This window comes from Nocardiopsis sp. iso_186, from assembly GCF_056173365.1.
The window spans coordinates 2,794,515-2,816,876 of record NZ_CM149670.1 but is presented as its reverse complement, the minus strand read 5'-3'; the positions used below and the strand labels follow the sequence as shown (position 1 = coordinate 2,816,876).

General features: G+C 69.2%; 26 protein-coding genes and 2 pseudogenes. 15 read left to right on the top strand and 13 right to left on the bottom strand.

Annotation, left to right across the window (positions count from 1 at the left end; all coding sequences use genetic code 11):
* Positions 1-204 precede the first annotated feature (204 nt).
* A complete protein-coding gene (locus AC0VYP_RS12415) occupies positions 205-540 on the bottom strand; it encodes a hypothetical protein (RefSeq protein WP_475474365.1) in 336 nt (111 codons plus the stop codon).
* On the opposite strand from AC0VYP_RS12415, the gene AC0VYP_RS12410 reads away from it, so the two are divergent.
* Complete coding sequence (locus AC0VYP_RS12410) at positions 539-982, top strand: hypothetical protein (RefSeq protein ID WP_475474364.1); 444 nt, start codon at positions 539-541, stop codon at positions 980-982. The genes AC0VYP_RS12415 and AC0VYP_RS12410 overlap by 2 nt on opposite strands.
* Positions 983-1,048: 66 nt before the next feature.
* Here AC0VYP_RS12410 and AC0VYP_RS12405 read toward each other — a convergent pair.
* Both AC0VYP_RS12405 and AC0VYP_RS12400 read right to left on the bottom strand, forming a co-directional pair.
* Positions 1,049-1,210 (bottom strand): annotated as a pseudogene (locus AC0VYP_RS12405) (MerR family transcriptional regulator); the annotation flags it as partial.
* A gap of 342 nt (positions 1,211-1,552) precedes the next feature.
* Positions 1,553-2,182: a TetR/AcrR family transcriptional regulator gene (locus AC0VYP_RS12400; protein ID WP_475469748.1), complete on the bottom strand. Its 630-nt coding sequence runs from the start codon at positions 2,180-2,182 to the stop codon at positions 1,553-1,555.
* A 71-nt stretch (positions 2,183-2,253) separates the two neighbouring features.
* On the opposite strand from AC0VYP_RS12400, the gene AC0VYP_RS12395 reads away from it, so the two are divergent.
* Positions 2,254-3,126: a ketopantoate reductase family protein gene (locus AC0VYP_RS12395; RefSeq protein ID WP_475469747.1), complete on the top strand. Its 873-nt coding sequence runs from the start codon at positions 2,254-2,256 to the stop codon at positions 3,124-3,126.
* A 472-nt stretch (positions 3,127-3,598) separates the two neighbouring features.
* Here AC0VYP_RS12395 and AC0VYP_RS12390 read toward each other — a convergent pair whose 3' ends face one another.
* Complete coding sequence (locus tag AC0VYP_RS12390; protein ID WP_475469746.1) at positions 3,599-4,294, bottom strand: winged helix-turn-helix transcriptional regulator; 696 nt, start codon at positions 4,292-4,294, stop codon at positions 3,599-3,601.
* A gap of 118 nt (positions 4,295-4,412) precedes the next feature.
* On the opposite strand from AC0VYP_RS12390, the gene AC0VYP_RS12385 reads away from it, so the two are divergent.
* Both AC0VYP_RS12385 and AC0VYP_RS12380 read left to right on the top strand, forming a co-directional pair.
* A complete protein-coding gene (locus tag AC0VYP_RS12385; protein WP_475469745.1) occupies positions 4,413-5,624 on the top strand; it encodes a pyridoxal phosphate-dependent aminotransferase in 1,212 nt (403 codons plus the stop codon).
* Between the two features lie 141 nt (positions 5,625-5,765).
* A complete protein-coding gene (locus tag AC0VYP_RS12380; protein ID WP_285759835.1) occupies positions 5,766-6,308 on the top strand; it encodes a dihydrofolate reductase family protein in 543 nt (180 codons plus the stop codon).
* A 136-nt stretch (positions 6,309-6,444) separates the two neighbouring features.
* On the opposite strand, the gene AC0VYP_RS12375 is transcribed toward AC0VYP_RS12380, so the two are convergent.
* Both AC0VYP_RS12375 and AC0VYP_RS12370 read right to left on the bottom strand, forming a co-directional pair.
* On the bottom strand, positions 6,445-6,924 hold the full coding sequence (locus AC0VYP_RS12375) for a DUF3592 domain-containing protein (RefSeq protein WP_285759834.1): 480 nt from the start codon (positions 6,922-6,924) through the stop codon (positions 6,445-6,447).
* A 280-nt stretch (positions 6,925-7,204) separates the two neighbouring features.
* On the bottom strand, positions 7,205-7,444 hold the full coding sequence (locus tag AC0VYP_RS12370; protein WP_432707482.1) for a YiaA/YiaB family inner membrane protein: 240 nt from the start codon (positions 7,442-7,444) through the stop codon (positions 7,205-7,207).
* 339 nt (positions 7,445-7,783) lie between these two features.
* Here AC0VYP_RS12370 and AC0VYP_RS12365 point away from each other — a divergent pair, with 339 nt between their 5' ends.
* Positions 7,784-8,761 (top strand): aldo/keto reductase, encoded by a 978-nt coding sequence (locus AC0VYP_RS12365; RefSeq protein WP_285759833.1) that lies wholly within the window; start codon positions 7,784-7,786, stop codon positions 8,759-8,761.
* 133 nt (positions 8,762-8,894) lie between these two features.
* Here AC0VYP_RS12365 and AC0VYP_RS12360 read toward each other — a convergent pair whose 3' ends face one another.
* Together AC0VYP_RS12360 and AC0VYP_RS12355 are read right to left on the bottom strand one after the other, a co-directional pair.
* On the bottom strand, positions 8,895-9,293 hold the full coding sequence (locus tag AC0VYP_RS12360; RefSeq protein WP_475469743.1) for a hypothetical protein: 399 nt from the start codon (positions 9,291-9,293) through the stop codon (positions 8,895-8,897).
* 147 nt (positions 9,294-9,440) lie between these two features.
* Entirely contained in the window at positions 9,441-10,058 is a 618-nt protein-coding gene (locus AC0VYP_RS12355; protein ID WP_475469741.1) for a TetR/AcrR family transcriptional regulator, read from the bottom strand.
* A gap of 65 nt (positions 10,059-10,123) precedes the next feature.
* Between AC0VYP_RS12355 and AC0VYP_RS12350 the strand changes: the two genes are divergently transcribed.
* From AC0VYP_RS12350 to AC0VYP_RS12340, 3 genes are read left to right on the top strand one after another with little or no spacing between them, the layout of a single operon-like run.
* Positions 10,124-11,029 carry an oxidoreductase gene (locus tag AC0VYP_RS12350; protein ID WP_285759830.1) on the top strand — a complete coding sequence of 302 codons (906 nt, stop codon included), beginning with the start codon at positions 10,124-10,126 and terminating at the stop codon, positions 11,027-11,029.
* 14 nt (positions 11,030-11,043) lie between these two features.
* Positions 11,044-11,973, top strand: coding sequence for an SDR family NAD(P)-dependent oxidoreductase (locus AC0VYP_RS12345; protein WP_475469739.1), 930 nt, complete (start codon positions 11,044-11,046; stop codon positions 11,971-11,973).
* A complete protein-coding gene (locus tag AC0VYP_RS12340) occupies positions 11,970-12,431 on the top strand; it encodes a nuclear transport factor 2 family protein (RefSeq protein WP_285759828.1) in 462 nt (153 codons plus the stop codon). The genes AC0VYP_RS12345 and AC0VYP_RS12340 overlap by 4 nt, the downstream gene beginning before the upstream one ends.
* A 66-nt stretch (positions 12,432-12,497) precedes the next feature.
* Here the strand turns inward: AC0VYP_RS12340 and AC0VYP_RS12335 are convergent, their stop codons facing one another.
* The 3 genes from AC0VYP_RS12335 to AC0VYP_RS12325 form a co-directional block, all read right to left on the bottom strand.
* Positions 12,498-12,755, bottom strand: coding sequence for a hypothetical protein (locus AC0VYP_RS12335; protein ID WP_475469737.1), 258 nt, complete (start codon positions 12,753-12,755; stop codon positions 12,498-12,500).
* On the bottom strand, positions 12,748-13,089 hold the full coding sequence (locus tag AC0VYP_RS12330) for a hypothetical protein (RefSeq protein WP_475469735.1): 342 nt from the start codon (positions 13,087-13,089) through the stop codon (positions 12,748-12,750). The genes AC0VYP_RS12335 and AC0VYP_RS12330 overlap by 8 nt, the downstream gene beginning before the upstream one ends.
* A gap of 320 nt (positions 13,090-13,409) precedes the next feature.
* Positions 13,410-14,018 carry a helix-turn-helix domain-containing protein gene (locus tag AC0VYP_RS12325; protein ID WP_475469734.1) on the bottom strand — a complete coding sequence of 203 codons (609 nt, stop codon included), beginning with the start codon at positions 14,016-14,018 and terminating at the stop codon, positions 13,410-13,412.
* Positions 14,019-14,105: 87 nt separating this feature from the next.
* Between AC0VYP_RS12325 and AC0VYP_RS12320 the strand changes: the two genes are divergently transcribed.
* From AC0VYP_RS12320 to AC0VYP_RS12310, 3 genes are read left to right on the top strand one after another with little or no spacing between them, the layout of a single operon-like run.
* Complete coding sequence (locus AC0VYP_RS12320) at positions 14,106-14,747, top strand: class I SAM-dependent methyltransferase (RefSeq protein WP_475469732.1); 642 nt, start codon at positions 14,106-14,108, stop codon at positions 14,745-14,747.
* Positions 14,748-14,785: 38 nt separating this feature from the next.
* Complete coding sequence (locus AC0VYP_RS12315; protein ID WP_475469730.1) at positions 14,786-15,286, top strand: DinB family protein; 501 nt, start codon at positions 14,786-14,788, stop codon at positions 15,284-15,286.
* Positions 15,287-15,311: 25 nt separating this feature from the next.
* Positions 15,312-16,367, top strand: a complete 1,056-nt coding sequence (locus AC0VYP_RS12310) for an alpha/beta fold hydrolase (RefSeq protein ID WP_475469728.1) — start codon at positions 15,312-15,314, stop codon at positions 16,365-16,367.
* A gap of 578 nt (positions 16,368-16,945) precedes the next feature.
* Here AC0VYP_RS12310 and AC0VYP_RS12305 read toward each other — a convergent pair.
* Positions 16,946-17,833: pseudogene (locus AC0VYP_RS12305) on the bottom strand (LysR family transcriptional regulator).
* A 97-nt stretch (positions 17,834-17,930) separates the two neighbouring features.
* Here AC0VYP_RS12305 and AC0VYP_RS12300 point away from each other — a divergent pair.
* Entirely contained in the window at positions 17,931-18,395 is a 465-nt protein-coding gene (locus tag AC0VYP_RS12300; RefSeq protein ID WP_285759820.1) for a PACE efflux transporter, read from the top strand.
* 391 nt (positions 18,396-18,786) lie between these two features.
* Here AC0VYP_RS12300 and dhaM read toward each other — a convergent pair whose 3' ends face one another.
* Positions 18,787-19,179, bottom strand: coding sequence for a dihydroxyacetone kinase phosphoryl donor subunit DhaM (dhaM, locus tag AC0VYP_RS12295; protein WP_285759819.1), 393 nt, complete (start codon positions 19,177-19,179; stop codon positions 18,787-18,789).
* A 130-nt stretch (positions 19,180-19,309) separates the two neighbouring features.
* Here dhaM and dhaK point away from each other — a divergent pair, with 130 nt between their 5' ends.
* From dhaK to AC0VYP_RS12280, 3 genes are all read left to right on the top strand, one after another.
* Entirely contained in the window at positions 19,310-20,311 is a 1,002-nt protein-coding gene (gene dhaK / locus AC0VYP_RS12290) for a dihydroxyacetone kinase subunit DhaK (RefSeq protein ID WP_285759818.1), read from the top strand.
* A gap of 9 nt (positions 20,312-20,320) precedes the next feature.
* Entirely contained in the window at positions 20,321-20,971 is a 651-nt protein-coding gene (dhaL, locus tag AC0VYP_RS12285) for a dihydroxyacetone kinase subunit DhaL (protein ID WP_285759817.1), read from the top strand.
* Positions 20,972-21,211: 240 nt separating this feature from the next.
* Entirely contained in the window at positions 21,212-22,324 is a 1,113-nt protein-coding gene (locus AC0VYP_RS12280; protein ID WP_285759816.1) for a N5-glutamine methyltransferase family protein, read from the top strand.
* Positions 22,325-22,362 lie beyond the last annotated feature (38 nt).

Below are 22,362 nucleotides of genomic sequence, written 5' to 3'. Positions count from 1 at the left end.
GCCAGATCTGCCACAAAACGCGGTTGCCTCTACGTCATCAGTGACGAGGGACACTCCGAAGGACGCAAACGTGGCCGGGATCGGCGCTCCGCTTCGACCACCCCCGACTCTTTGGCAGCGCAGTTGTTTCAAGGGGTTGAGAAGGATCCTTCCAGGATTTGGCGGTGGGCCGTCCCCACCGCGACGGGGGCGTCGTCCAGCGGTTCAGTCTGTGGGGACTGACGCGCGCAGGGCCGCCGCCAGCCACGCCAAGAGCATCCTTTCGTCCTCCTCACCGTCGGGCGGGGTCCCGTTGATCACCGCGACCAGGCCGATGTACCTGCCGTGCGTGCTGTCGAACCAGGGGTCCTCCACCGCTCCCTCCTCGTCCATGAGCGTGATGATCTCGGTGAAGTACGCGGCCATCCCCTCCCGTTTCCCGGCGCTGTCCGGCTCCTCGTCGAGGGCGGTGGTGGCCTGGACCAGGCGGGTGATCGCCTCCTGGGCGCGTGGGGACTCCACCGGCACCCCTGAACGCTGGAGGGCGGCGATGTCCTCCATGACCGGCCCCCCCCGTTTCGTAGATGAACTCCTGCACCGGTGCGGCGGCCATGAGCTTGCCCGGCTCGGTCGTGTAGGTGAACCGGAGATAGGCGCGGACCGCTTCGCGAAACTCCCGGTCCCCGACCAGGTCGGCCAGTTCGATCCAGGCCTCCAGTTGAGCGGCGGTGGGGTCCTGCGGCAGTCGTGGCCGCAGCTGCCGCAGTCGCTCGACGAACTCGGCGGGCACGTCGAGGTTCGCGCCGACTTCGTTCCAGAAGTCGTTGACGAGCTGTTCGCGCTCCCTGTCGGGCATCGAGACGAGTTTGCCCAGGAGCACCGTCTGGGCGGCGGTTCCCTCCTGCTGGACCAGGGTTCTCAGAACGGCTGTCTTGGCGCGCAGGGCGCGTTCTTGGCGTTCGACGATGCGCAAATGCGCGGTGAGGAGGTCGTGCAGGGTTGACTCGCCGTGGAGTACCCGGCGGATCTCTTCCAGACCGGCGTCGAGTTCGCGCAGGGTCGCGACGAACTCAAGGCGGGCGATGGCGTGAACGTCGTAGAGCCGGTAGCCGGCCTCGGTCAGGCGTGTGGGGGCGACGATCCCGGCGTCGGAGTAGAAGCGGACGGTGCTGACGCTCAGGCCGGATCGGCGCGCGGCGTCCCCGATGGGGTACAGGTCGTTGTCGTGCATAGCGCCACTATCGGGTCTCAAGCCGCTTGAGACTCAACCGCTGTTGTTCGTCAGCGGTCGGCCGTATCGGGGGCCGCGACCGGCAGGTCCGCCTATCCCGATGCCAACGGTGCGCAAACGCGCTGGTCGGAGCAGAAGGATGAGGGGCCTCGTCTGCGTGAGGGCCGTCCTCTGCCGTTGGCTCGGCGCCACGGTTCTTCCTGCCGGCCAGCCCGGGGGGCTTTGGCGCCTTCTCCGGGACTGCCCGGAGCCGAGGACGCCGTTCGCCAAGGGGACGGGAGCCGTCCCTGCCGCGCGCGTGCGAGGGGATCGGTTTCAGCTGGTCGTGGCCGACGCGAGTCGTCAGAGCCTGGTCGGTGGTGCGCTCATCGCTGCCGTCAGGAACGTGATCGTCCAGTGCCGGGTCGCCTTGCCCACCACCGGGGCCGGGCAGGCCGTGGAGTCCGGGGTGTTGACCTCGATACGGTCCACGGCCGCCACGGCGAGGATCCCCCGCATCCGGAACCGCAGTTCCTCCGGGGCAAGGCCGGGCAACGCGCGCGCGAAGGCCGCCAGGTAGTGCTCACCGACCGTGTCCTGCTCCGGACCGGTCCAGCTGCGCGCCTCCTCGGCCGGGTCGCTGAGAATCGTCGTGATCAGCCGGGACGTCCGGGCGCCCCCCTCGTCGTCGGCCGGCGTCTCGTCGAACAGCGGCCCCGCGAACGCTTCCACCAGTTCGGCGACCGACGGGTCCGGTGTCCGGTCGAGCAGCCGATCGAGCGCGGCGCGCTGCGCGGCGTTGATGGGATCGACCACGCGGCGGACGACCGCGGCCAGGAGTTCCGCCTTCGAGCCGAAGTGGTACCCGACGGCGGCCAGGTTCGCTCCCGCGAGGTCGGTGACCGCGCGGACCGATGTGCCACGGTATCCGCGCTCGCCGAAGAGGCGTTCGGCCGCGTCGAGGATCTGGGTGCGGGTGTCGGGTGGCGCCATGGGAGTGTACTGTACATACGTTTGGATCAAACAAACGTATGAATTAAACGATCGTGCGAAAAAGGAGTGCAATGAAACTGCTCGTGTACGGTGCCGGGGTCACCGGCAGCCTGTTCGCCGTTCGCATGTATGAGGCGGGACACGACGTCTCGCTCCTGGCCCGGGGCGAGCGCCTGGCCGCCCTGCGCCGGCACGGCGTGCAGCTCGCCGAGGAGGACAGTTCGGCCGTCAGACGGGTACCGGTGCCGGTGGTCGAGCAGCCGGCCGGCGGGTACGACCTGACCGCCGTCCTCGTCCGCGCGCATCAGGTGGGTGCGGTGTTGGAGTCGCTCGTCGGCCTGGAAGGCGACGTGCTGTTCATGCTCGGCTGGGCGGCGGGCGCGGAGCCGCTGGGCGCGGTCATCGGCCACGAACGGGTACTGCTCGGCTCCCCCACAGAAGGCGGCACGATGGACGGCGACGTGGTCCGTTACCGCGCGGCCAACTTCGTGACCCGCCGGGTGGCCGTACCGATCGGCGAACCCGACAATCGGACCACCCCGCGCCCGGAGCGGATCGTGGACGAGTTCCGTGTGGCCGGGATCAGCGCCAAGCACGAGCCGCGGATGGAGGCCCGGCTCAGGACGCACGCCGCGTTCTCCGTACCGCTCGGGCAAGCGGTACGGGCGGCGGGCGGTCCAATAGCGCTGGCCGACGACGCGGACGCGCTCCGCCGGATGCTCCACCTCATGCGGCAGAACCTGGCCGCCATGCCGACGCCACCGGTGCCCCGGGGGTTCGTCGCGTTGCGGACGCTGCCGGAAGGGCTGCTCGTGGCCGTGCTCCGGCGCTTCTTGCGCAGCCCGACGGCCCTATACAGCGGACTCAACAACACCTCGCCCGCCGAGGCGGCCGAACTCGATCGGCTTGCCGAGCAGATGCGTGTCCATATGAAGATCCGGTAGGCGGCACCGCTCCCACTTCCCCCGTCCCAGGATGGTGGCAGGGGCAACGGAGTAGGATCTGCGCCGGGCAGCCGTCGTCGAAAGTCGGTCGGGCGTCAGATCGCCCGGGACGGGGATCTTGGCTCGCGTCCAATGCCGGTCCCCTTCCAGCTTTGCCTGGGGCATGCCGACGACTTCGACAACCTTCCGACGACCGGCGTACGGGGATCGACGCCGCGAGCACCCTCTGCTCCGAGCACCCCACCGAGGAGGCCCGGAAGCGCGCCCCCGGCTCCGATGGCCCAACGGCCCGGGGCGGGGACTTCACGAGCGCCCCGAGCTGCGTCGGCCCTGGGGCGTGGAGTGATGCCACGGCCTATGCCGACTGGATCGACACCACGGTCGGGCCCCGGACACGGTAGTGATGCGGTCGGCCTCCCGTGCGGTCCGGACTTCTGGCCGGCGGCGAGGATCGGGCGGGACCTGGCGACCTTCAACGCGTCGAGCCAGCGGTCGAGCTTCTGGCCACGGGAGGTCCGGTCGGGGCGCGGTCGTTGACCGGGGTGCGCAGAGCATCGGCCACCGGACCGTCGCCGATCACCCTGACCCGGTTGGCGGTAAGCGCGCCGGTCCAGGTCATCGCCCCTGAAGCAAGGGCGCCCAGGGTGGAGAGGTCGGTCTCCACCCTGGCCTCGGCTGTGCCCTGGGCCGGCCCATGGGTGTAACCGGGGTCTTGGCCCAGGCGGAGGCGGAACACCCCCTCGTCGAGGACGACTTCAACCGTTGCGTCCGCGTCCGGAGCCATCCCGGCGAACAAGGCGAGCAGGACGGGCGCGAACCAGTGGGCGCGCACCGCGTCGGTGGAGCGTCGCTCGACCAGGTCCGGTCCGCCCCACGCCGCCAGCGCCGTGATCACCGGGAGGAGGGAGCGCCCGCGCTCGGTCAGCTCGTAGACCTGGGCATTGGCGGGTTTGGGGAGGCGGCGCTTGTGGACCAGTCCGTCGCGTTCCATGTCCTTGAGGCGCCCGGCGAGCACATCGGTGCTCACGCCGGGCAGGTCGGTGTGCAGGTCGGTGTAGCGGCGGGGGCCGGCCAGCAGTTCCCGGACCACCAAAAGGGTCCAGCGCTCGCCGATGGCGTCGAGGGCGCGGGCTGCGGTGCAGTACTGGTCGTAACTTCGTCGCGGCATGCGAGCAGTCTAGCCATCAAGTTGGACTTTCCAAGTGCATACTTGGTAGAACCAAGTATGCAAACGTTTCGGGATCAGCAGTCCCGCGGAGCCCGGAACGCCAACGGGAGGGTGTCGGATGCGGTTCACGCCGTCGAGCAAACTGTCAGGGGTCTGTTACGAGATCCGCGGTCCGGTCATCGAGCACGCCAACGCCCTGGAAGAGGCCGGGCACACGGTGATGCGGCTCAACACCGGAAACCCCGCGCAGTTCGGGTTCGAGGCTCCCGAGGAAATCCTGCAGGACATGATCCGCAGCCTGCCCGAGGCGCACGGCTACAGCGACTCAAAGGGCATTCTGGCCGGTCGGCGTGCTGTTGCCCAGCATTACGAGACCCAGGGCGTGACGGGGCTGGACGTCAACGACGTCTTCCTCGGCAACGGCGTGTCCGAACTGGTGTCGATGGCGGTGCAGGCCCTCGTTGACGACGGCGACGAGGTGCTCATCCCCGCCCCCGATTTCCCGTTGTGGACCGCCGTGACCAGGCTCGCCGGCGGCAAGGCCGTGCACTACATCTGTGACGAGTCCGCCGACTGGTGCCCCGACCCCGCTGACGTCGAAGCCAAGATCACCGACCGAACCAAGGCGATCGTGATCATCAATCCCAACAACCCCACCGGGGCGGTCTACCCGCGCGCCCTGCTGGAGCAGTTGCTCGACATCGCCCGACGCCACGACCTGCTGGTGTTCGCCGACGAGATCTACGACCGCATCCTCTACGACGGTCGCATCCACCACAACTGCGCCGTGCTGGCTCCCGACGTCCTGTGCCTGACCTTCAGCGGCCTGTCCAAGGCGTACCGGGTCGCGGGGTTTCGTTCAGGCTGGCTCGCGGTCACCGGCCCCAAGCACGAGGCCCGCGGCTACCTGGAGGGGTTGACCATGCTGGCCGCGATGAGGCTGTGCCCCAACGTCCCGGCCCAGTACGCGATCCAGGCAGCGCTGGGCGGGCGGCAGAGCATCACGGACCTCGTCCTTCCTGGAGGAAGGCTGCACGAGCAGCGTGACCGCGCCTGGGAGGCCCTCAACGCGATCCCGGGCGTCTCATGCGTCAAACCCCAGGGAGCGCTGTACGCGTTCGCTCGTCTGGACCCCAAGGTGCACAAGATCCACGACGACGAGAAGCTGGTACTGGACCTGTTGCTGCAGGAGAAGATCCAGATCGTGCAGGGAACCGGTTTCAACTGGCCGTCCCCCGACCACTTCCGTATCCTCACCCTGCCCCACGCGGACGACCTGGAGACCGCCATCAGCCGGATCGGCCGCTTCCTGTCGGGGTACCGTCAGTAACCATTGGACCGGGGCGGCCCTCCCGTGCCGTCCGCAACAGCAGGTGCGGCCCAGGCGCCTCACCCCTCCTGCGCCGGTGACTTTCTGCGTGGTCCGCAGTCTCAACAGTTGACGACCGCACGATCTCGGTGAAGGTGGACCATGGCAACGACGCTGTACTCGGTCACGATGTCGCTGGACGGATTCATCGCCGGTCCGGGAGGGGACATGTCCTGGCTGGCCGAGTACTCCGGCCCCGACCCGACGGTGGACGCGCTCATCGACAGGGTCGGTGCGCTCCTCGTCGGCAACCGCACGTTCGGCGGGGACGACCCCCATCGAGGCACCGAAAAAGAGGGCAAGGCGTTCGGCGGAGGATGGGAGGGGCCGGAGTTCGTGCTCACCCGCCGGGCCCCGGCCACACCCGTTCCGGGTGTCACCTTCGTCGGCGACCTCGACTCCGGTGTCGCCCTGGCAAAGGCCGCTGCCGGCGACAAGTACGTCAACATCCTCGGTGCCAGCATCGCCCGGCAGTGCCTCGACGCGGGAGTGCTCGACGAGATCATCGTGTTCATCGTTCCCGTCCTGCTCGGTGACGGCGTCCGGCTGTTCGACCACCCGGGCGGAACCAATGTCAGGCTCGAACGCCTCGACCTGACCCACACGTCGCAGACGACGAACCTGCGGTTGCGCGTGCTTCGATGAGGATCGAAGCGGTGGCAGGGGCTGCCTGAACGAGTTTCCTCCGCTCCGGGAACGGTGGGGAGCGGGCCCAAACGTGTGTCCTGTTCGCCGTGGCGCACGGGCCGTTCCACTCCCCGGGGCTGCGACTGTCCGGCCGTTAGAAGATCGAGCTGTGGTCGGGCGGCCCCTGGCAGCCCGGCGGGCGGCGCAACCGGGTCGCGCGCGCCAACAGCACCAACGCGGTACAGCCCAGGAGCAGGCCACCGGCCCAGGACGCACGGCTCCAGCCCTGTTCGGCATCGGTGAGTGCCACGGGGTGGCCGGGGTCGTCGGGGCTATAGGCCACGGTGGTCCGAGCGCCAGGAGGGAGTTCGGCGGAAACCGATCCGTTCAGCTCGACTTCGGAGTGCTCGGAGCCCTCGGCGCTGTAGGAGACGTAGACCGTCGCGTCGTCGGTCGGCTGATCCTGCTCGACCAGGACGACCCTGGCCGGTGCCCGACCGGTGTGGTCGGAGGACTCGGCCGAGCCCACCCACATCAGCAGGCCGCCCAGGACCGCAACGAGGAGTCCCGCCACCAGAGAGCCGATCCCCCTCCGGGAACGGGCCGGCTTCTCCACTCCGTTGTCAGCGTCCACTCCTGATCCGCCTTCCCCCGTCGGAACCGGTCTGATGAGTGCGACGCGGCAGACGGCTCCGCGGTTCTCCTGAAAAGCCTTCTCCGTAAGGGTTTGCGCCATTTGGCGAGCACGGTGCGCAATCTGGACAGAGCGGCCGTCCCCGGTCACTCGCCCCTCGGTGCGTCGATCGACGAAACAGGAGATCCATGCCGAACGATTCGCCTTCTCGCCTCCCGGTTGTGACCGACGAGGGCGGCCGAACTCCCCATGCGCCGGACCCCTGTCGCCAGGCGCGCGTTCAGCCGCTCCACTGGCGAAACGCCGCCTCCTCCTGCTTGTCGCGCACGCACTTGGCAAGGGTGAACGAGGAGGTGATGACGAAGAGCAGTCCTATGGCCAGAAACGCCCGCATCCACGGATCGACGGGCAGGTAGGCCACCCCCACTCCGAGTCCGATGAACGAGGCGCCGAAGGAGATCGCCGACTGGAGGAAGTAGGCGGACGTCGTCCGGGGCGGCAATGGCGGACGGGGAGGCATGGGATGGTTCATTTCCCCATCGTCGTTGCCCCGCGGGCGCGGGCGCATGAGCAGGAGTGCCTAGGTGTCGGGGGCTGTCTCCTCCGGTGCGGAGTGAGTAGGGACGGACCCGCCACGTCGGAAAGAAGCAGTGGTCGCGGTGTGTTCGAGCCTCTCGGGGCGCCCGCCCCTCACCTGTGGGGAAGCGACCGGCGCGGCGACACCACCACCTTTCTCAGTAGGAGCCACCGGCCATTGCCCATACCGCCACCTCGGATCCAGGGTCTGTCCTGTTCGCCCACCGGCAGGGTGGCCGTCCCGTTGCGCAGGGCAGACGCCTCGGGCGTAGGATCGGCGCCCATGGACACACGCAGACTCGGTAGGACCGGCCTGGACGTCAGCGCGGTCGGATTCGGCGCCTGGCAGATCGGTGCGGCATGGGGTGAGGTCAGTGAGGACGACGCACTTGAGGCACTGCGCGCGGCGGTGGAATCGGGGATCACCTTCATCGACACCGCCGACGTCTACGGCGACGGCCGCAGCGAGCGTCTCGTCGGGCAGCTGCTGAAGGAATACCCGCAGCTCACCGTCGCCACGAAGATGGGGCGCCGTGTCGAGCAGGAGCCCGCCGCCTACAACCCGGACAACTTCCGGGCCTGGAACGACCGCTCCCGCGCGAACCTCGGAGTGGACACCATCGACCTGGTGCAACTTCACTGTCCGCCCACCGACGTGTACGCCACCGACGCGGTGTTCGACGATCTGGACGCCATGGTCGAGGAAGGGCGCATCCGTGCCTACGGAGTGAGCGTGGAGACCTGCGCCGAGGCCCGGACCGCGATCGCCCGGCCCGGTGTGGCCACCGTGCAGATCATCCTGAACGCCTTTCGCCACAAGCCCCTGGAGCAGGTGCTGCCCGAGGCGCGTGCGGCCGGGGTGGGCGTAATCGCGCGGGTTCCGCTGGCCAGCGGACTGCTCTCGGGCAAATACACCGCCCAGACCTCCTTCGGCGAGGACGACCACCGCAACTTCAACCGCTCGGGCGCGGCGTTCGACGTGGGCGAGACGTTCTCCGGGGTGGACTACGAAACCGGTCTGGCCGCGGTGGAGCGCATCCGCCCCCTGGTCCCCGAAGGCATGACCATGGCGCAGTTCGCACTGCGCTGGATTCTGGACCAGCAGGGGGTGAGCACGGTGATCCCGGGGGCGCGCAACGCCGAGCAGGCCCGCGCGAACGCTGCGGCCGCGGACTCTGCCCCGCTCTCCGAGTCGGTGCACGCCGCGGTCCGCGAGGTCTACGACGAGTTGATCCGTCCGCAGGTGCACGGCCGCTGGTAGGCGGAGGTGCCCTGCCCCAGCGGGCGGGGCACCTCTTTCCACCGTCGATGATCGCCTGGAGCGCGGTCCCGTGCGCTCGGCAGGCGCGGGTACCGCTCGGGGGCAGACTGAGCCGCCCAGATCCTGCCTTGCCTCAGACCAGAACTCCTCCGCACAGATCTCGGCTGCCTGGGGCTACTCCTGCCACCCGTCGGTGGCCGTCGGCGAGAACGCCGTACTGCCGTTCGTAGCGGCCCATCACTGCGCGATCGGCATGATCACGCACGTGCGCGACCTCCGCCAAGGACGCGGCCGTCACCGGCTGCCAGTCCTGTCCCCGGAACTCGACCTGACGCACCGCCCAGCCCTCGCCGTCGGCCTCGAAACACAACCACAGATCTTCGTCGTCGTAGCAGGTGCGGAACCAGTTCTCCATGCCGCCATCCTGACCCACCACCTCGGCCGAACAGCACAGAGCCCCGATCACCCTCCCGGAGGGCTGAGCGCCCGTACTCATGCCTGCTGCCGCCCCGGCCCGCACGATGGGCTCCATGACCTTTCCTGGAAGAGACCGCACCGTTCTGAGAGCACCCGACACAATGAGGTGGATTGGTCGTGGCGGCCGTGTTCGGTTGCAGTTCGGCGCTGTCCGAGCTGCGGGGGTTTCGCTGTCGGCCGGGGGTGCGATCTTGCGGTTTGGTCAGCGCTGCTGCGCCGGGCGGGCGCCTCGCAGGAACTGTGTCACCGCGGTGTCCACGAGTCCTTCGAGCCGTTCCGGCTCGATCATGCCGCTGTTGACCATGGACGTGATCCCCAGGACGGTGGCGTAGACGATGAGCCCGATGCCCTCCGGGTCGCCCTCCTCCAGCTCGCCTCGCTCCTGGCCCTCTTCGATCAGGTCGCTGATCTGCCCGAAGGCGGCTGCGGCAGCCTCTGCGACCGCGGTCGCCCCTGGGCGGTGCTTGCTGGAGTTCATCAGCCCGGTCAGCGCGGCGTTCTCGGTGGCGAACCGAGCGTAGGCCGACGCGAACGCGTGCAGGCGGGCGGGCAGGTCGTCCTCGTCGTCGATCTCGTCAACCGCGGTCCGCAGCTTCGCGCCCAGGCGGACGAACCCCGATTCTGCGAGGGCGTCGAGCAGCGCGCGGCGGTCCGCGAAGTGCCGACGGGGCGCCGCGTGACTCACGCCGATATCTCGTGCGAGGTCCCGCAGGGAGAGCTGCTCGACCCCGTGCGTCCTCAGGCTGCGCTCCGCCGCGTCGAGGAGCTCCATGCGGAGATTCCCGTGGTGGTAGGGCCGCTGCTCGGTGGTGTCAGACATGGGGTCAGCCTACTCAGCACAATGTTTTCATTGACAACAATGTTGTCAATGACTACTCTCGCGGTATGTCCAGATTCTCTCCCGCAGACCTTCCCGACCTGACCGGCCGCACCGCCGTCGTCACCGGCGCCACCAGCGGTATCGGACTCGTCACCGCCCGCGTTCTCGCCGAGCACGGTGCGCAGGTGGTTCTGGCCGTACGCAATCCGGAGAAGGGAGAAGCCGCGGCTGCGGCCATGACGGGCCCGGTCCAGGTCCGTGCCCTCGATCTCGCCGACCTCTCCTCGGTCCGGGCGTTCGCCAACGGCCTCGCGGGCCCCGTCGATCTGCTGGTCAACAACGCCGGTCTCTCCCTGGGGCCGCTCTCACGGACCGCGGACGGATTCGAGTTGCAGTTCGGGACCAACCACCTGGGCCACTTCGCCTTGACGAATCTGCTCCTCCCGCGCATCAGGGAGCGGGTCGTCACGGTGGCCTCGCTCGGGCACCGGATCGGCTCCCTGGACTTCTCCGACCTCCAGTGGGAGCGCAGGCCGTACCGGCCGAACGCCGCCTATACGCAGTCCAAGCTGGCCAACCTCCTGTTCGCCGCCGAACTCCAGCGCAGACTCACCCGCGCGGGATCACGCGTCATCTCGACGGCCGCGCATCCCGGAATCTCCTCGACGAACCTGATGCGAGCGGAGAAGAACCCCTCCCTCGGTTTCCGCGTCGAGAAGTTCCTCGTCGGGCTCGTCGCCCACAGCGCCGAGGACGGCGCCCTGCCCACGCTCTACGCCGCCACCGCGGACCTTCCCGGCGACAGCTATGTCGGCCCCGACCGGCTGTGGGGCATGCGCGGTGCGCCGACGCTGGTAGGGCGGGCCGCCCGAGCGCGTGACGGCTCGGCGGCACGGCGGCTGTGGGAGGTGTCGGAGGAACTGACCGGCACGCGCTTCCCCCTCGATGCGCCCGAGCCCTCTGCCTCGTGAAAGGAAACGCCGCTGTGACCCGTCCAGGGAAAGACCCGCGGAAGAACCCTCAGAAGAACGAACTCGCCGTCGTCTCCGGCGCCTCGTCAGGCATCGGAGCCGCGACGGCGCGAGCCCTCGCCGCAATGGGCTACCACGTCCTCGCCGGAGTACGCACCGACAGTGAGGCCGATGCCGTCCGAGGCGACGGCATCGAACCGGTAACCCTGGACATCACCGTCTCGGAACACATCGAGGCTCTGGCCAGGCGGATCGCCGACGACCCCGAGCGGCGGGTCCTGCGGGTCCTGGTCAACAACGCAGGGATCGAGATCAACGCCCCCGTCGAGGTGCTGCCCCTTTCCCTGTGGCGCGAGCAGTTCGAGGTGAACCTCTTCGGGCACATCGCCGTCATCCAGGAACTCCTGCCCTTCCTGCGGCGGAGCCGAGGCAGGGTCGTCAACATCAGTTCCGTGGGCGGGGTGGCCGCGCTGCCCGTCTTCGGGGCGTACGCGGGAACCAAGTTCGCCCTCGAAGCGGCCAGCGACTCCCTGCGCCGCGAGGTCTCGGCGCACGGCGTGCAGGTGGTCCTCGTCCAGCCCGGCGGCGTCCGGACCGAGATGGCCGCCCGCAGCGGTGACATCTCCCTCGGACTCGCCGCCGAGATGAGCGCCGAGCACCAGCGTCTCTACGGCGGCCTCATCAACGCGACGGTGTCGTCGAACACAGCCTTCCTGGAACGCGCCGTACCGGCGGCGAAGGCGGGGGCCACGATCGCCCGAGTGGCGACCACGCCCCGCCCGCGCACCCGGTACACCCTCGGCACGGACGCCGCCTTCATCATCCCCCTCGCCCGCTTCCTGCCGGCCCGGCTGATGGACGGCATCCTCGCGATGAGCCACCGGTCCCGAACCTCGAAACCACTACCCGCGCCCGCATCCGAGTCCGCAGGGAGCCCTTCATGACCACGCTCGCCGACCGCATCGAACTGATCGAACTGATGGGCCGCTACGCCGACATCGCCGACCTCAAGGACTTCACCCGCCGCCCCTCCCTCGTCTACACGGACTCGGTGACCCTCGACTTCTCCTCGGTCATCGGCCTGCCACCCATGACCGTCCCGCTCGACGAGTACGTCCAAGTGCTGGGCCAAGCTTTCGCCCCCTTCTCCGCCACCCACCACACCATCACGGGCCACGTCGTTGACATCGACGGCGACCGCGCGACCCTCCACGCGCACGTCCGCGCCGAACACTGGGCGCCAAGGGAACGGGCAGGCGACGGGCCGGACCGATGGCTGGTCGTCGGCTTCTACGACAACGAGGCCGTCCGGACACCGCACGGCTGGCGCCTCAGCAGCGTCAGGCTCACCGCCACGCACCAGGAGAACCCCCACTTGTCAGGGGCTGTCCCAGGCGTATGAGCACGCCAGCCGCCTCCTGGCACCACTTGCACGGCTAACACAATGAGCGGAGTCGTCGGTAGGTGATCAGGCAGCTGCCCGGAGCGCGGCGGCCCGCCACTCGGGGTGTTCGTGGAAAGCCCGATGGGTGAGCGGCAGGCTGCCTTCCGCCGGCTCGCGCAGGGGCAGGCGGGCTTTGGGGCCGCGGATCCAGGATGAGACGCTCCGGTGCCTGGGCGTGGCCAGGATCGCTTCCTTCAGCGGCTCCAACTGCGGATTCGGTCGCCCGGTGCCGTCATCCAAGAGCGCGTCCACCCTCTCGGCCAGGGGCCAGGGTCTACCCACCGTTCGGATCGATCCGGGCGCGCTTGGGACGCAGCGGAACGACCCCCTCAGCCGCCCCCGCCGTTTCGCCGGGGGCGGTACGCCGCGGAACGGCATTGGCCCGGGACGCGATGAGGTCGGTCGGGGTGCACTCGAAGATGTCGCAGAGCGCGGTCGGGAACGGCAGGGAGAGCCGCTCGGGGCTCTGGGTGACGGTCCAGTCGTCCTGGCTCGGACACCGGGGAGCAAGTAACCCGCCGGTAGGTTCGGGGGCCGTTTCCTGGCGCTGGGGAACCTCGTTGAGCTGATCGGGGAACGCCCGAAAGACCGACGGCAAGGGGCGGGTATGTGGCAAGTGGCCTTCGGAAGACGTGGTGGCTTGCTGGACGCTGGTGGATGGCGATGACCCGCTGATCCCGCCGCTGCCGGAGGTAGTTCTCACGGAAAAACAACGCTAAGTAACTGCGGCCCAGTGCAGCGGGTGAATCAGGACGGCCGCAGCGGGTGTAGGGCCCGGCGAAGGGCCCGGGGCCTGGTCACTGGCCGATGGTCGCTGACGCGGTTCGTGTCCACTGGCGTTCGACCCGGTCGATCTCTGCGGGTGCGACATTGTCAACTGCGGCGTTTGCGCGGTGAGGCTCGCTGCCGGCGGGAATACAGAATCCTTCGCTGAGTTCACCGTCGGCTCCCGGCCTGAGACGACCGATGAGGGTCGGTGCGTACATGCGCGCGCACTCCCTGCAGGGCGAACAGGATGAGAAGCTCAACCACGCCGCCGTCGGCGCTGCCCAGCCAGTGCGGCAAAGAGGTGTCGAACTCGGCCGCCTCACCGGGCGGCAGTGTCAGGTCGCGCTCGCCGGTCACGAGCCGCAGGCGTCCGCTGAGCACGTAGAGCCATTCAAAGCCTTCGTGGGTCTGCGGGGTCGGTTCGAGTGGTTCCTGCTGGGCGGGAATGATCATCTTGAACGCGTGCACACCGCCCGGTCGCCGGGACAGGGGCACGAACGTCATCCCGAACCGCCTGATCGGCTTGAGGTGGATCCGGGGGTCGCCACTGCGCGGGGCACCGACGAGATCGTCCAACGGAACGTCATAGGTACGGGCCAGCGGCAGCAGCAGTTCCAGGCTCGCCCGGCGCTGCCCGCTCTCCAGCCGGGACAGGGTGCTCTCCGACACGCCGGTCGTCACCGCGAGGTCGGCGAGGGTGATGCCGCGGTCACGACGCAACGCACGCAGCCGCGGCCCCACCGTGTCGAGCACGTCTTCATCCGTCTTGGGATCCATAGGGGCATCTTGCCATTACCGCAAGATTGTGTGCCAGTTTGTGGTGCGCCCGGCAAGACTGAGCTCCTGCTGACACAAGGAGTCTTGATGAGCACCACCGATATGAGCACCACCGATGCGGTCGCCTTCTGGGACGGCATCTACGCGGCCCGACCGGCAGCCGGCGACCCGCAGCCGAACGCTCGCCTCACCGAGACGGTGACGGGCCTGCCGCCCGGTGACGCGTTGGACCTCGGATGCGGCGACGGCGGCGACGCGCTGTGGCTCGCCGGCCAGGGGTGGCAGGTCACCGCCGCCGACATCTCAGCCGTGGCGGTCGAGCGGCTCGCCGCCCTCGCCCGCTCACACGGCCTGGGCGACCGCGTCACCACCGTGCAACACGACCTGCACGGGTCCTTCCCGCCCGGCGGGTTCGACCTGATCTGCGCCCACTACCTGCACACCCCCGGCGACCTGGACCGGGTAACCGTCCTGCGCTCGGCCGCGCACGCACTGCGCCCGGGCGGGCGGCTGCTGGTGGTCAACCACGGCTCGGTCGCGCCGTGGTCGTGGAATCAGGACGCCGGCACCCGGTTCCCGAGCCCACGGGAGGTCGCCGCCGGTATCGATCTGGCCCCGGAGACATGGACGGTCGAGCGGGCCGACGCCCCCCGCCGGATCGCGACCGGACCAGGCGGGCACACCGCCGAGGTCATCGACCACGTCCTCCTCATCCGCCGCACCGCCTGACACGGCGGCAGGCCCCCAATAAAGAAAGGCGACCACTGTTGCCCAGCACCACACGCCGCAACGGCCGTGGCGACACCCCGCCGCCCCGGACCGGAAGCAGTGAGATCGAGGTCCTGCGCGGCTTTCTCGACTACCTCCGGACCTCGATCGCCATGAAGGTCAACGGCGCCCCCGAGCCGCAGGTGCGAACAGCCGCGGTGCCGTCGGGCACGAACCTGCTCGGCCTGCTCAACCACCTGACGTACGTCGAGCGGTCGATGTTCCTCGGGGACGACGTCACCGACTGGCAGGCGACGTTCCGCGCCGCGCCGGCGGACAGCGTGGCCGATGTCGTCGCCCGCTACCGAGACGCGGTCGAGCGCGCGAACGACGTTCTCGACGGGTGCGCGGATCTCGGCGCACCCGTCCCCCGCCCCCGGCCGGACCGCCCCGCTCCCAGCATCCGCTGGGCACTCACCCACCTGATCGAGGAGACCGGCCGGCACGCGGGCCACGCCGACATCCTCCGCGAACTCATCGACGGCACGACCGGCCGCTGACCCACCCTCTCCAGGACTGAAACACATGATCACAGAACCACGGCCATTGCCACGCCGCTCCCCCCGTTCCGCGCACACGGCGGCAACCGTGGTGCTCGCTCTCCTGCTCACCCTCCTGCTCACTATCGCCACCACAGCCTGTTCCACTCCCGCCTCCACGCCGACAGCCGGCGGCGATGTTCCCGCCCACTCCGCCGCCACCCAGGACGATCCCCGGTTCAAAGACACCTTCCGACACGAGTTCGCCGACGTCAACGGCGTCCGTATGCACTACGTGACCGGCGGCAGCGGCACACCGGTCGTGCTGATACACGGCTGGCCACAGACCTGGTACGGCTGGTGGCCGATCATGCCGGAACTCGCCGAGCACCACACCGTCTACGCCATCGACCTTCCCGGACTGGGCGACAGCACCGGCTCACCGACCGGCTACGACAAAGCCACGCTGGCACGGTACGTGCACAAGCTGGTCTCCGATCAGCTCGGGGTGCGCGACGCCCGTGTCATCGGGCACGATCTCGGCGCCGCAGTGGCATTCCAGTACGCCAGCCAATTCCCCGACGACACCGCACGCCTGGGCTACCTCGACCTGCCGCTGCCCGGGCCCGCGATCGATGCAAGCACCTACCGCTCGCTGAGCTGGCACATCGCCTTTCACTCCCAGCAACGAGTCCCCGAGGCGGTCGTGGATGATGATGTCCGCGAGTACCTGGCACTGTTCTATCCTCAGGTCTCCTTCGGTGGCACGGCGTTCGGCGGCACCTCCGACCAGTCCCCGTTCACCGACGCCGAGATCGACGAGTACGCACGAACTTACAGTCGGCCCAAGGCCCTGTCGGGCGGCTTCGACCTCTACCGGGCCCTCGACGAAGACGTCCGCGACACTGTGGCAGCAGCACCGGTCGATGCGCCGACCCTGCTCATGGCCGCCCAAGGGCAACTCGAAGCGATCCAGGGCACAGTCAACCCGCGCATGACCAACATCGTGCAGGCGGTGGACGTGCCGAACGCCGGGCACTGGCTCGTCCAGGAGAACCCTCAGTTCGTCACCGCCGAGCTATTGCGTTTCCTCGACGGATGACCACGCCACCAAGACGGCATCGCAACGGGCACTGACACCCCCTCCCGCCGAACCGCACAGTAGAACCGGTTTCGAGCAGAAGCCCGCGAGACCGGCGGACCGGACGTAACTGCGGCGGTAAATGCCGGATTTACTGCTGCGGAGCCCTACGGTGATCACCGCGACCTGCGGCGGGTCAAGCCGGCCGCCGGGGCGAGGTGTGCGCATTTACTGCGGCGGTGCCGGAAGGGCGGGGCGGGCATGAGGATCGAACCGGTGACCGCCCCGCCCGCGTCGTGCACCGCGGCGGTCGAGCGCTACCGCACCGGCGCAGGCATCGTGAAGTCCTCCGCGCGGATCTACCGGATCTCGCTGACGACGTGGGGATGGATGCTCACCGGCGAACCGGCGCCGACCGGACCCGTCCGCCGAGACCCGGCCGCCCGCCGCAAAGGGGGAGCCTCCGGAACCTACCGGTGGGTTACTTGCTCCCCGGTGTCCGAGCTAGGACTACCCGGCCGTGACCAGGCGCCAGACCTGGACCGAGGACAACGCGATGCCCGACCCGGCACCTGCCCCCGGGACGTTTCGGCGTCCGGTCAGCGGTGGTCGCGACACATCAGCCCGATGACCTCCCCTGCGGCCCGGCGCACCGGCTTTCTGCGCAGCCACACCAGATACACCGGCATCGCCACCCCGTTCCTGAGGTTGTCGAACTCCAACACCCTCACCCTTCCGGCCGAGACCGCGACCTGAACCGCTCCCAAGGGCAAGTTGGCCCACCCCGCTCCGCGCTCCACGAGCCCCAACGCGGCCTCCACCGAGTCCACGTGCCATCGGGCGTCGGAGACCAGGAGTCAACGCTCGGCGACCGCGTCGTCGGGGCCGGCGACCACGATCTGGCGGCTGGCGCCGAGGTCTTCCAAACGCCGCAGGTCGGCGGGGAGACCGTGTGTGTCCGCGGTGGCCGAAGCCACCGCTACGAAAAGCACGTCGGTCACGTTGGTGAAGGCCTCCTCACGGTCCACGTCCGGGGATACGGCCAGCAGCACCAGATCGGCCCGTTCCTGGTGCAGCATTTCCCGGACCTGGTCTTGGGGCATTCGGAGCAGGTTCACCCGCAGCAGGGGGTAGCGGCAGCCGACCCGGGCCAGAGCCTCCAGCAGGTCCTGGTCCGGAACGCCGGAGGCCACGGCGACGGTGAGCGTGCTCTCCAAGTCCTGCGACAACTCCACGGCGTGGACCTGCAACAGCCGCAGCCTGCTGACGACGGAGCGTGCGTGGGGCACCAGGGCCAGCGCCTGCGGGGTGGGCACCGCCTCGCGGCGCGACCGGTCGAACAGGGGGTAGCCGAGTTCGGCCTCGATGTTGGCGATACCCATGCTCACCGCGGACGGCACCCGGCGCAGCGCGCGGGCCGCGCCGGAGAAGGAGCCGTGGTTGACCACGGCCAGGAACAACTCGATGCCATCACTGGAGAGGGACATGCACCTGTCAACTTTTCTGAAAGGAACTGACTTTTCTAGTCAACACACCTGAATATAGCGTCTGCCTTCCTTGACCAACGGAACGGGAGTGTGCGCTGTGCAAGGTGTAAAGCGCAAGCTGGTCTACGTAGGCGGCTACGAGATCCTGGGACTCGCGGTGGGCACCGTGGTGATGACACTGCTGACGGGCGAGTCACCGGCCACCACGGGGCCGTTGGCGCTCATGCTCACGGGTGTGGCCACGGTGTGGAACCTGGCCTTCAACTACCTGTTCGAGGCATGGGAGCGGCACCAGCGCGACCGCACGCGCACCGTGCGCCGGCGCGTCCTGCACGCCGTGGGCTTCCAGATGACCCTGGTGTGCTTCCTGGTCCCGCTCATCGCGTGGTGGCTGGAGATCACGCTGACGCAGGCGTTTGTGCTGGACCTGGTGTTCATCGTCTACATCCCGTTCTTCACCTTCGCCTACAACTGGGCGTTCGACCGGCTCTTCGGTGTTCCCAGCTCGGCGCTGAACGAGGTCCGGGAACCGGAGCGAGCGGAGCCCCAGCGTTCCGCCTGAGGCGGGCGGCAGCGAACGCGCGCTCGGAAGGCTTCAAAACACATATCCGCACTGAGGGTGCGTGGACTGCCCACCGGTCGGCGGCGGGCCCGGCAAGGGCGCGGCAACGTCAGGGCCGACCGCGCAGGAGAGGGCCGACGGGTTCGCTCCGCCCCCGTGCACCGGAACCGGGGAATCCACGGACAAGGGACAGCCCAGCCCCACGCGCCACGGCGAAGCTTCGACTCGGCGCACCCAGGCGGGCAGGGGCGTGGTGATCGCGCGCGCGGACTTCTCCGGCCGGAAAATCCCGGCCGGTATCCGCACCGGTGTGGACGGCTCAACGGACTATTGTCCTACTGCGCCCCGGACGGCGACGGCCTCGACGGCATCGGAACTGTCGATGGCGGATTCAGAGCTTGTGAAATCCACGGGCCTCCTCCGCCGCGGCGACCACCGTCGCCAGGTCCGCCCCGGCTTCCGCGGTGGCTTTGGCCGACACCGCACCCTCGACGAACGGAGCGTCCACCAGGACGACCGAGTGGTCCGCGCAATCCTCCAGGACCATGCGAGCGGTCAGGACGGAACTTCCCAGGTCGGCGAGCACGACCACGCCGGCGCCGCCATTCGCCCGCTCCACGGCCTGCTCGATCAGCGCATAGGAAGAACCGAGCCCGCCGTCGTCGGTGCCTCCCGCGACCTCGACGGTGACCGCCCCCGTCCCCAAGGCGCCCAGGAGGGCGGCGAGCCCCCGGGCGAGTTCGGCGCTGTGCGAGACCAGGACGACTCCGACTGTGGCTGTCATGTCAGCTGACCCTACTCGCGGACTTTCCTTTCTTCGCGGAGGCGTTCCGCGGTGGTCGGCCGGGTAGGTCAAAGCCGTCGCCGCGCCAGCGTCCACCGCGCTCACCAGGCGACTTCCGCCAGGAGGATCAATGAAGAAGTTCATCAACAGCCCCGACACCGTGGTGCGCGACGCACTCTTCGGATTCGCCGCGGCCCACCCGGACCGGCTCTGCGTGGACGTGGAACGGGGGGTGATCACCCGTGCCGAGCGTCCCCGGGCCGGCAAGGTCGCCCTGGTTTCGGGAGGCGGCTCCGGCCATGAGCCCCTCCACGGGGGGTTCGTGGGGCCGGGGATGCTGGACGCGGCGTGTCCCGGTGAGGTCTTCACCTCCCCGGTGCCCGACCAGATGCTCGCCGCCGTGGCCACCGTTTCCGGTGGAGCCGGGGTGCTTTTCGTGGTCAAGAACTACACCGGCGACGTCATGAACTTCGAGATGGCGGCGGAACTGGCCGCCGAGGACGGGATCGAGATCGCCACCGTCCTGGTGGATGATGACGTCGCGGTGCGCGACTCCACCTTCACCGCGGGGCGTCGCGGCACGGGCGCGACGCTGTTCGTGGAGAAGATCGCCGGTGCCCTGGCCGAGCAGGGAGCCGACCTGGCGGCGGTCGCCGATGTCGCCCGGCTCGTCAACGAGCGCTCCCGCTCCTTCGCGATCGCGCTGGAAGCCGGCACCACCCCCGCGGCGGGCCGGCCCGGATTCGACCTCGCCGACGACGAGATCGAGGTCGGTGTCGGGATCCACGGCGAGCCCGGGCGCAGCCGCGAGACGATCAGGCCGGCCCGCGACCTGGCCGCCCGATTCGTGGACAGCGTCCTAAAAGACCTGCCCCTGTCCTCGGCCGACCCCACGATCGTCCTGCTCAACGGGATGGGAGCCACTCCCCTGCTGGAGCTCTACCTGCTCTTCGGCGAGATCGCGGCACTGCTGGAAGAGCGCGGAGTCGTCATCACCCGCAGCCTGGTGGGCAACTACGTGACCAGTCTGGACATGGCAGGCGCGTCCCTCACCATCTGCCGTGCCGACGAACGGCTGATCGAACTCTGGGACGCTCCCGTGCACACGCCCGGCCTGACCTGGGGAGGGTGAAGGATCCACATGCGAGGAGAAGACGCGATGGACACCGTGACCACCGACCTCGTCCTTTCCTGGCTCAGGACAGTGGACGAGCGTGTGCGCGAGCACGCCGACGAGCTGACCCGGCTCGACTCCGCCATCGGCGACGGCGACCACGGCAGCAACCTGCACCGTGGCTTCGTGGCCGTCACCGCGGCGCTCACCCGATCGTCTCCGAGCGCTCCGGGTGAGGCGCTGACGCTTGCGGGACGCACGCTCATCTCCACGGTGGGCGGTGCGTCCGGTCCCCTCTACGGGTCGGCGCTGCGTGCGGCCGGTAAAACGCTCGACGGGGTCGAGCCGATGCCGGGCGAGCTGCTCCAGGCGCTCACCGCAGGACTGGAGGCGGTGCGCAAACTCGGCGGTGCCGTGCCCGGGGACAAGACCATGGTGGACGCGTTCACGCCGGCGGTCGAGGCGTTCGCCGCGGCGCTGCGAGCCGGTAGCGGGCTTCCCGCCGCCAGCGCCGCGGCAGCAGACGCGGCAGAAAAGGGAGCCCGGTCCACCATCCCCCTCACCGCGCGCAAGGGTCGTGCCTCCTACCTGGGTGAACGCAGCCAAGGCCACGAGGACCCGGGCGCGGTCTCCACCGCACTGGTGTTTCGCGCGCTCGCCGATGCCGCGGCCGATTAGCCCGTCCCCGGTCATCCTCGGGTGGTCTATCATCCAGTGGATGCCCCGGAGGCGCTGTCGTGTCCGGGCGGGATGAATCCCGGACGAAGGCGGACGATGGCCCTCGGCGGCCGTCCGGCTCACACGCCGTCACGGGGGCCGGCCATCATCTGAGGTCCACCACCTTCCAGCGCCGGCACACGCTCTCGGCGTAGGCGTGATCTTCGTGTCTCAACCACGTTCGATCCCCTAGGAGCCCCCATGCCGCGAGTCCACTGGAGCGAAGCCGACGAGCAGCACGACGCCGAATGGCGCTCCGAGAGCCAGCCCGCACCCAGAAAGGTCGTCATCGCCGACGACCGCATGCGCGCCGAGACCGCCTACCGTCTGGTGTGCGAAGGCACCGCATTGTTGTGGCGCGGCACCTTCCCCGGGGCACGCCAACTGCTTCAGGTGATGACCCGGCGCCACGACCGCAAACCGCCCCGGCAGGGCGCGACCCCTGCGGAGACCTTCCACCTGCACCGCCACTCCCGCGGCCAGCGAGCCCGCACCCTCGGCATGGTGCTCGTGGAACTGGACCCCGACCACCGGGTCCCGCTGCGCAGGGCCCCCGACGCGCGAAAGGCGTGCGCACAGGTCTACGGCCCGCTCGACGCAACAGTGGTGGTCTCCCTGCGGGAACTGCTCGGCGTGATCAGCGCCTACGAGTGGCGCCGCAAAGGAGTGGAGATTCCCGCACTCGGCAAGCCGATCCACCCTCATTACGGAGTGTTCTCCCCGGTCAGAGGTGAATACGTGGATCTGGTGGCCACAGCGCCGCTGCCGGCGGGAGCCGGGTTCACGGCGTTCGACATCGGGACGGGAACCGGAGTGCTCGCCGCGGTCCTCGCCGAACGCGGCGCGGGCCGGGTGATCGCCACCGACATCGACCCGCGTGCGGTGGCCTGCGCCCGGGAGAACATCGGCGCCCTGGGCCTTGACGACCGGATCGAGGCGCGGTGCACGGATCTCTTTCCCGCCGGTCGTGCCGCGCTCGTCGTGTGCAATCCGCCCTGGGTCCCCGCCAGGCCGAGCACCCCCATCGAGAAGGGGGTCTACGACCCGCGGAGCCGGATGCTGCGCGGTTTCCTCGACGGACTCGCCGACCACCTCGAACCCGGGGGCGAGGGCTGGCTGGTCCTGTCCGACTTCGCCGAGCACCTTGGGCTGCGGCCGCACGGGGAACTGCTTTCCGCATTCGAGCAGGCCGGTCTCCGCGTCGTGGACCGCATCGACACCAAACCCCGGCACCCGCGCGCCTTTGACGCGGACGACGCACTGCATCGGGCCCGGGCAGCCGAGACGACGTCACTGTGGCGGTTGCGGCCGTAACCGGGTTCCCTGCCGACGCATCGCGGCGGCAGGGAACA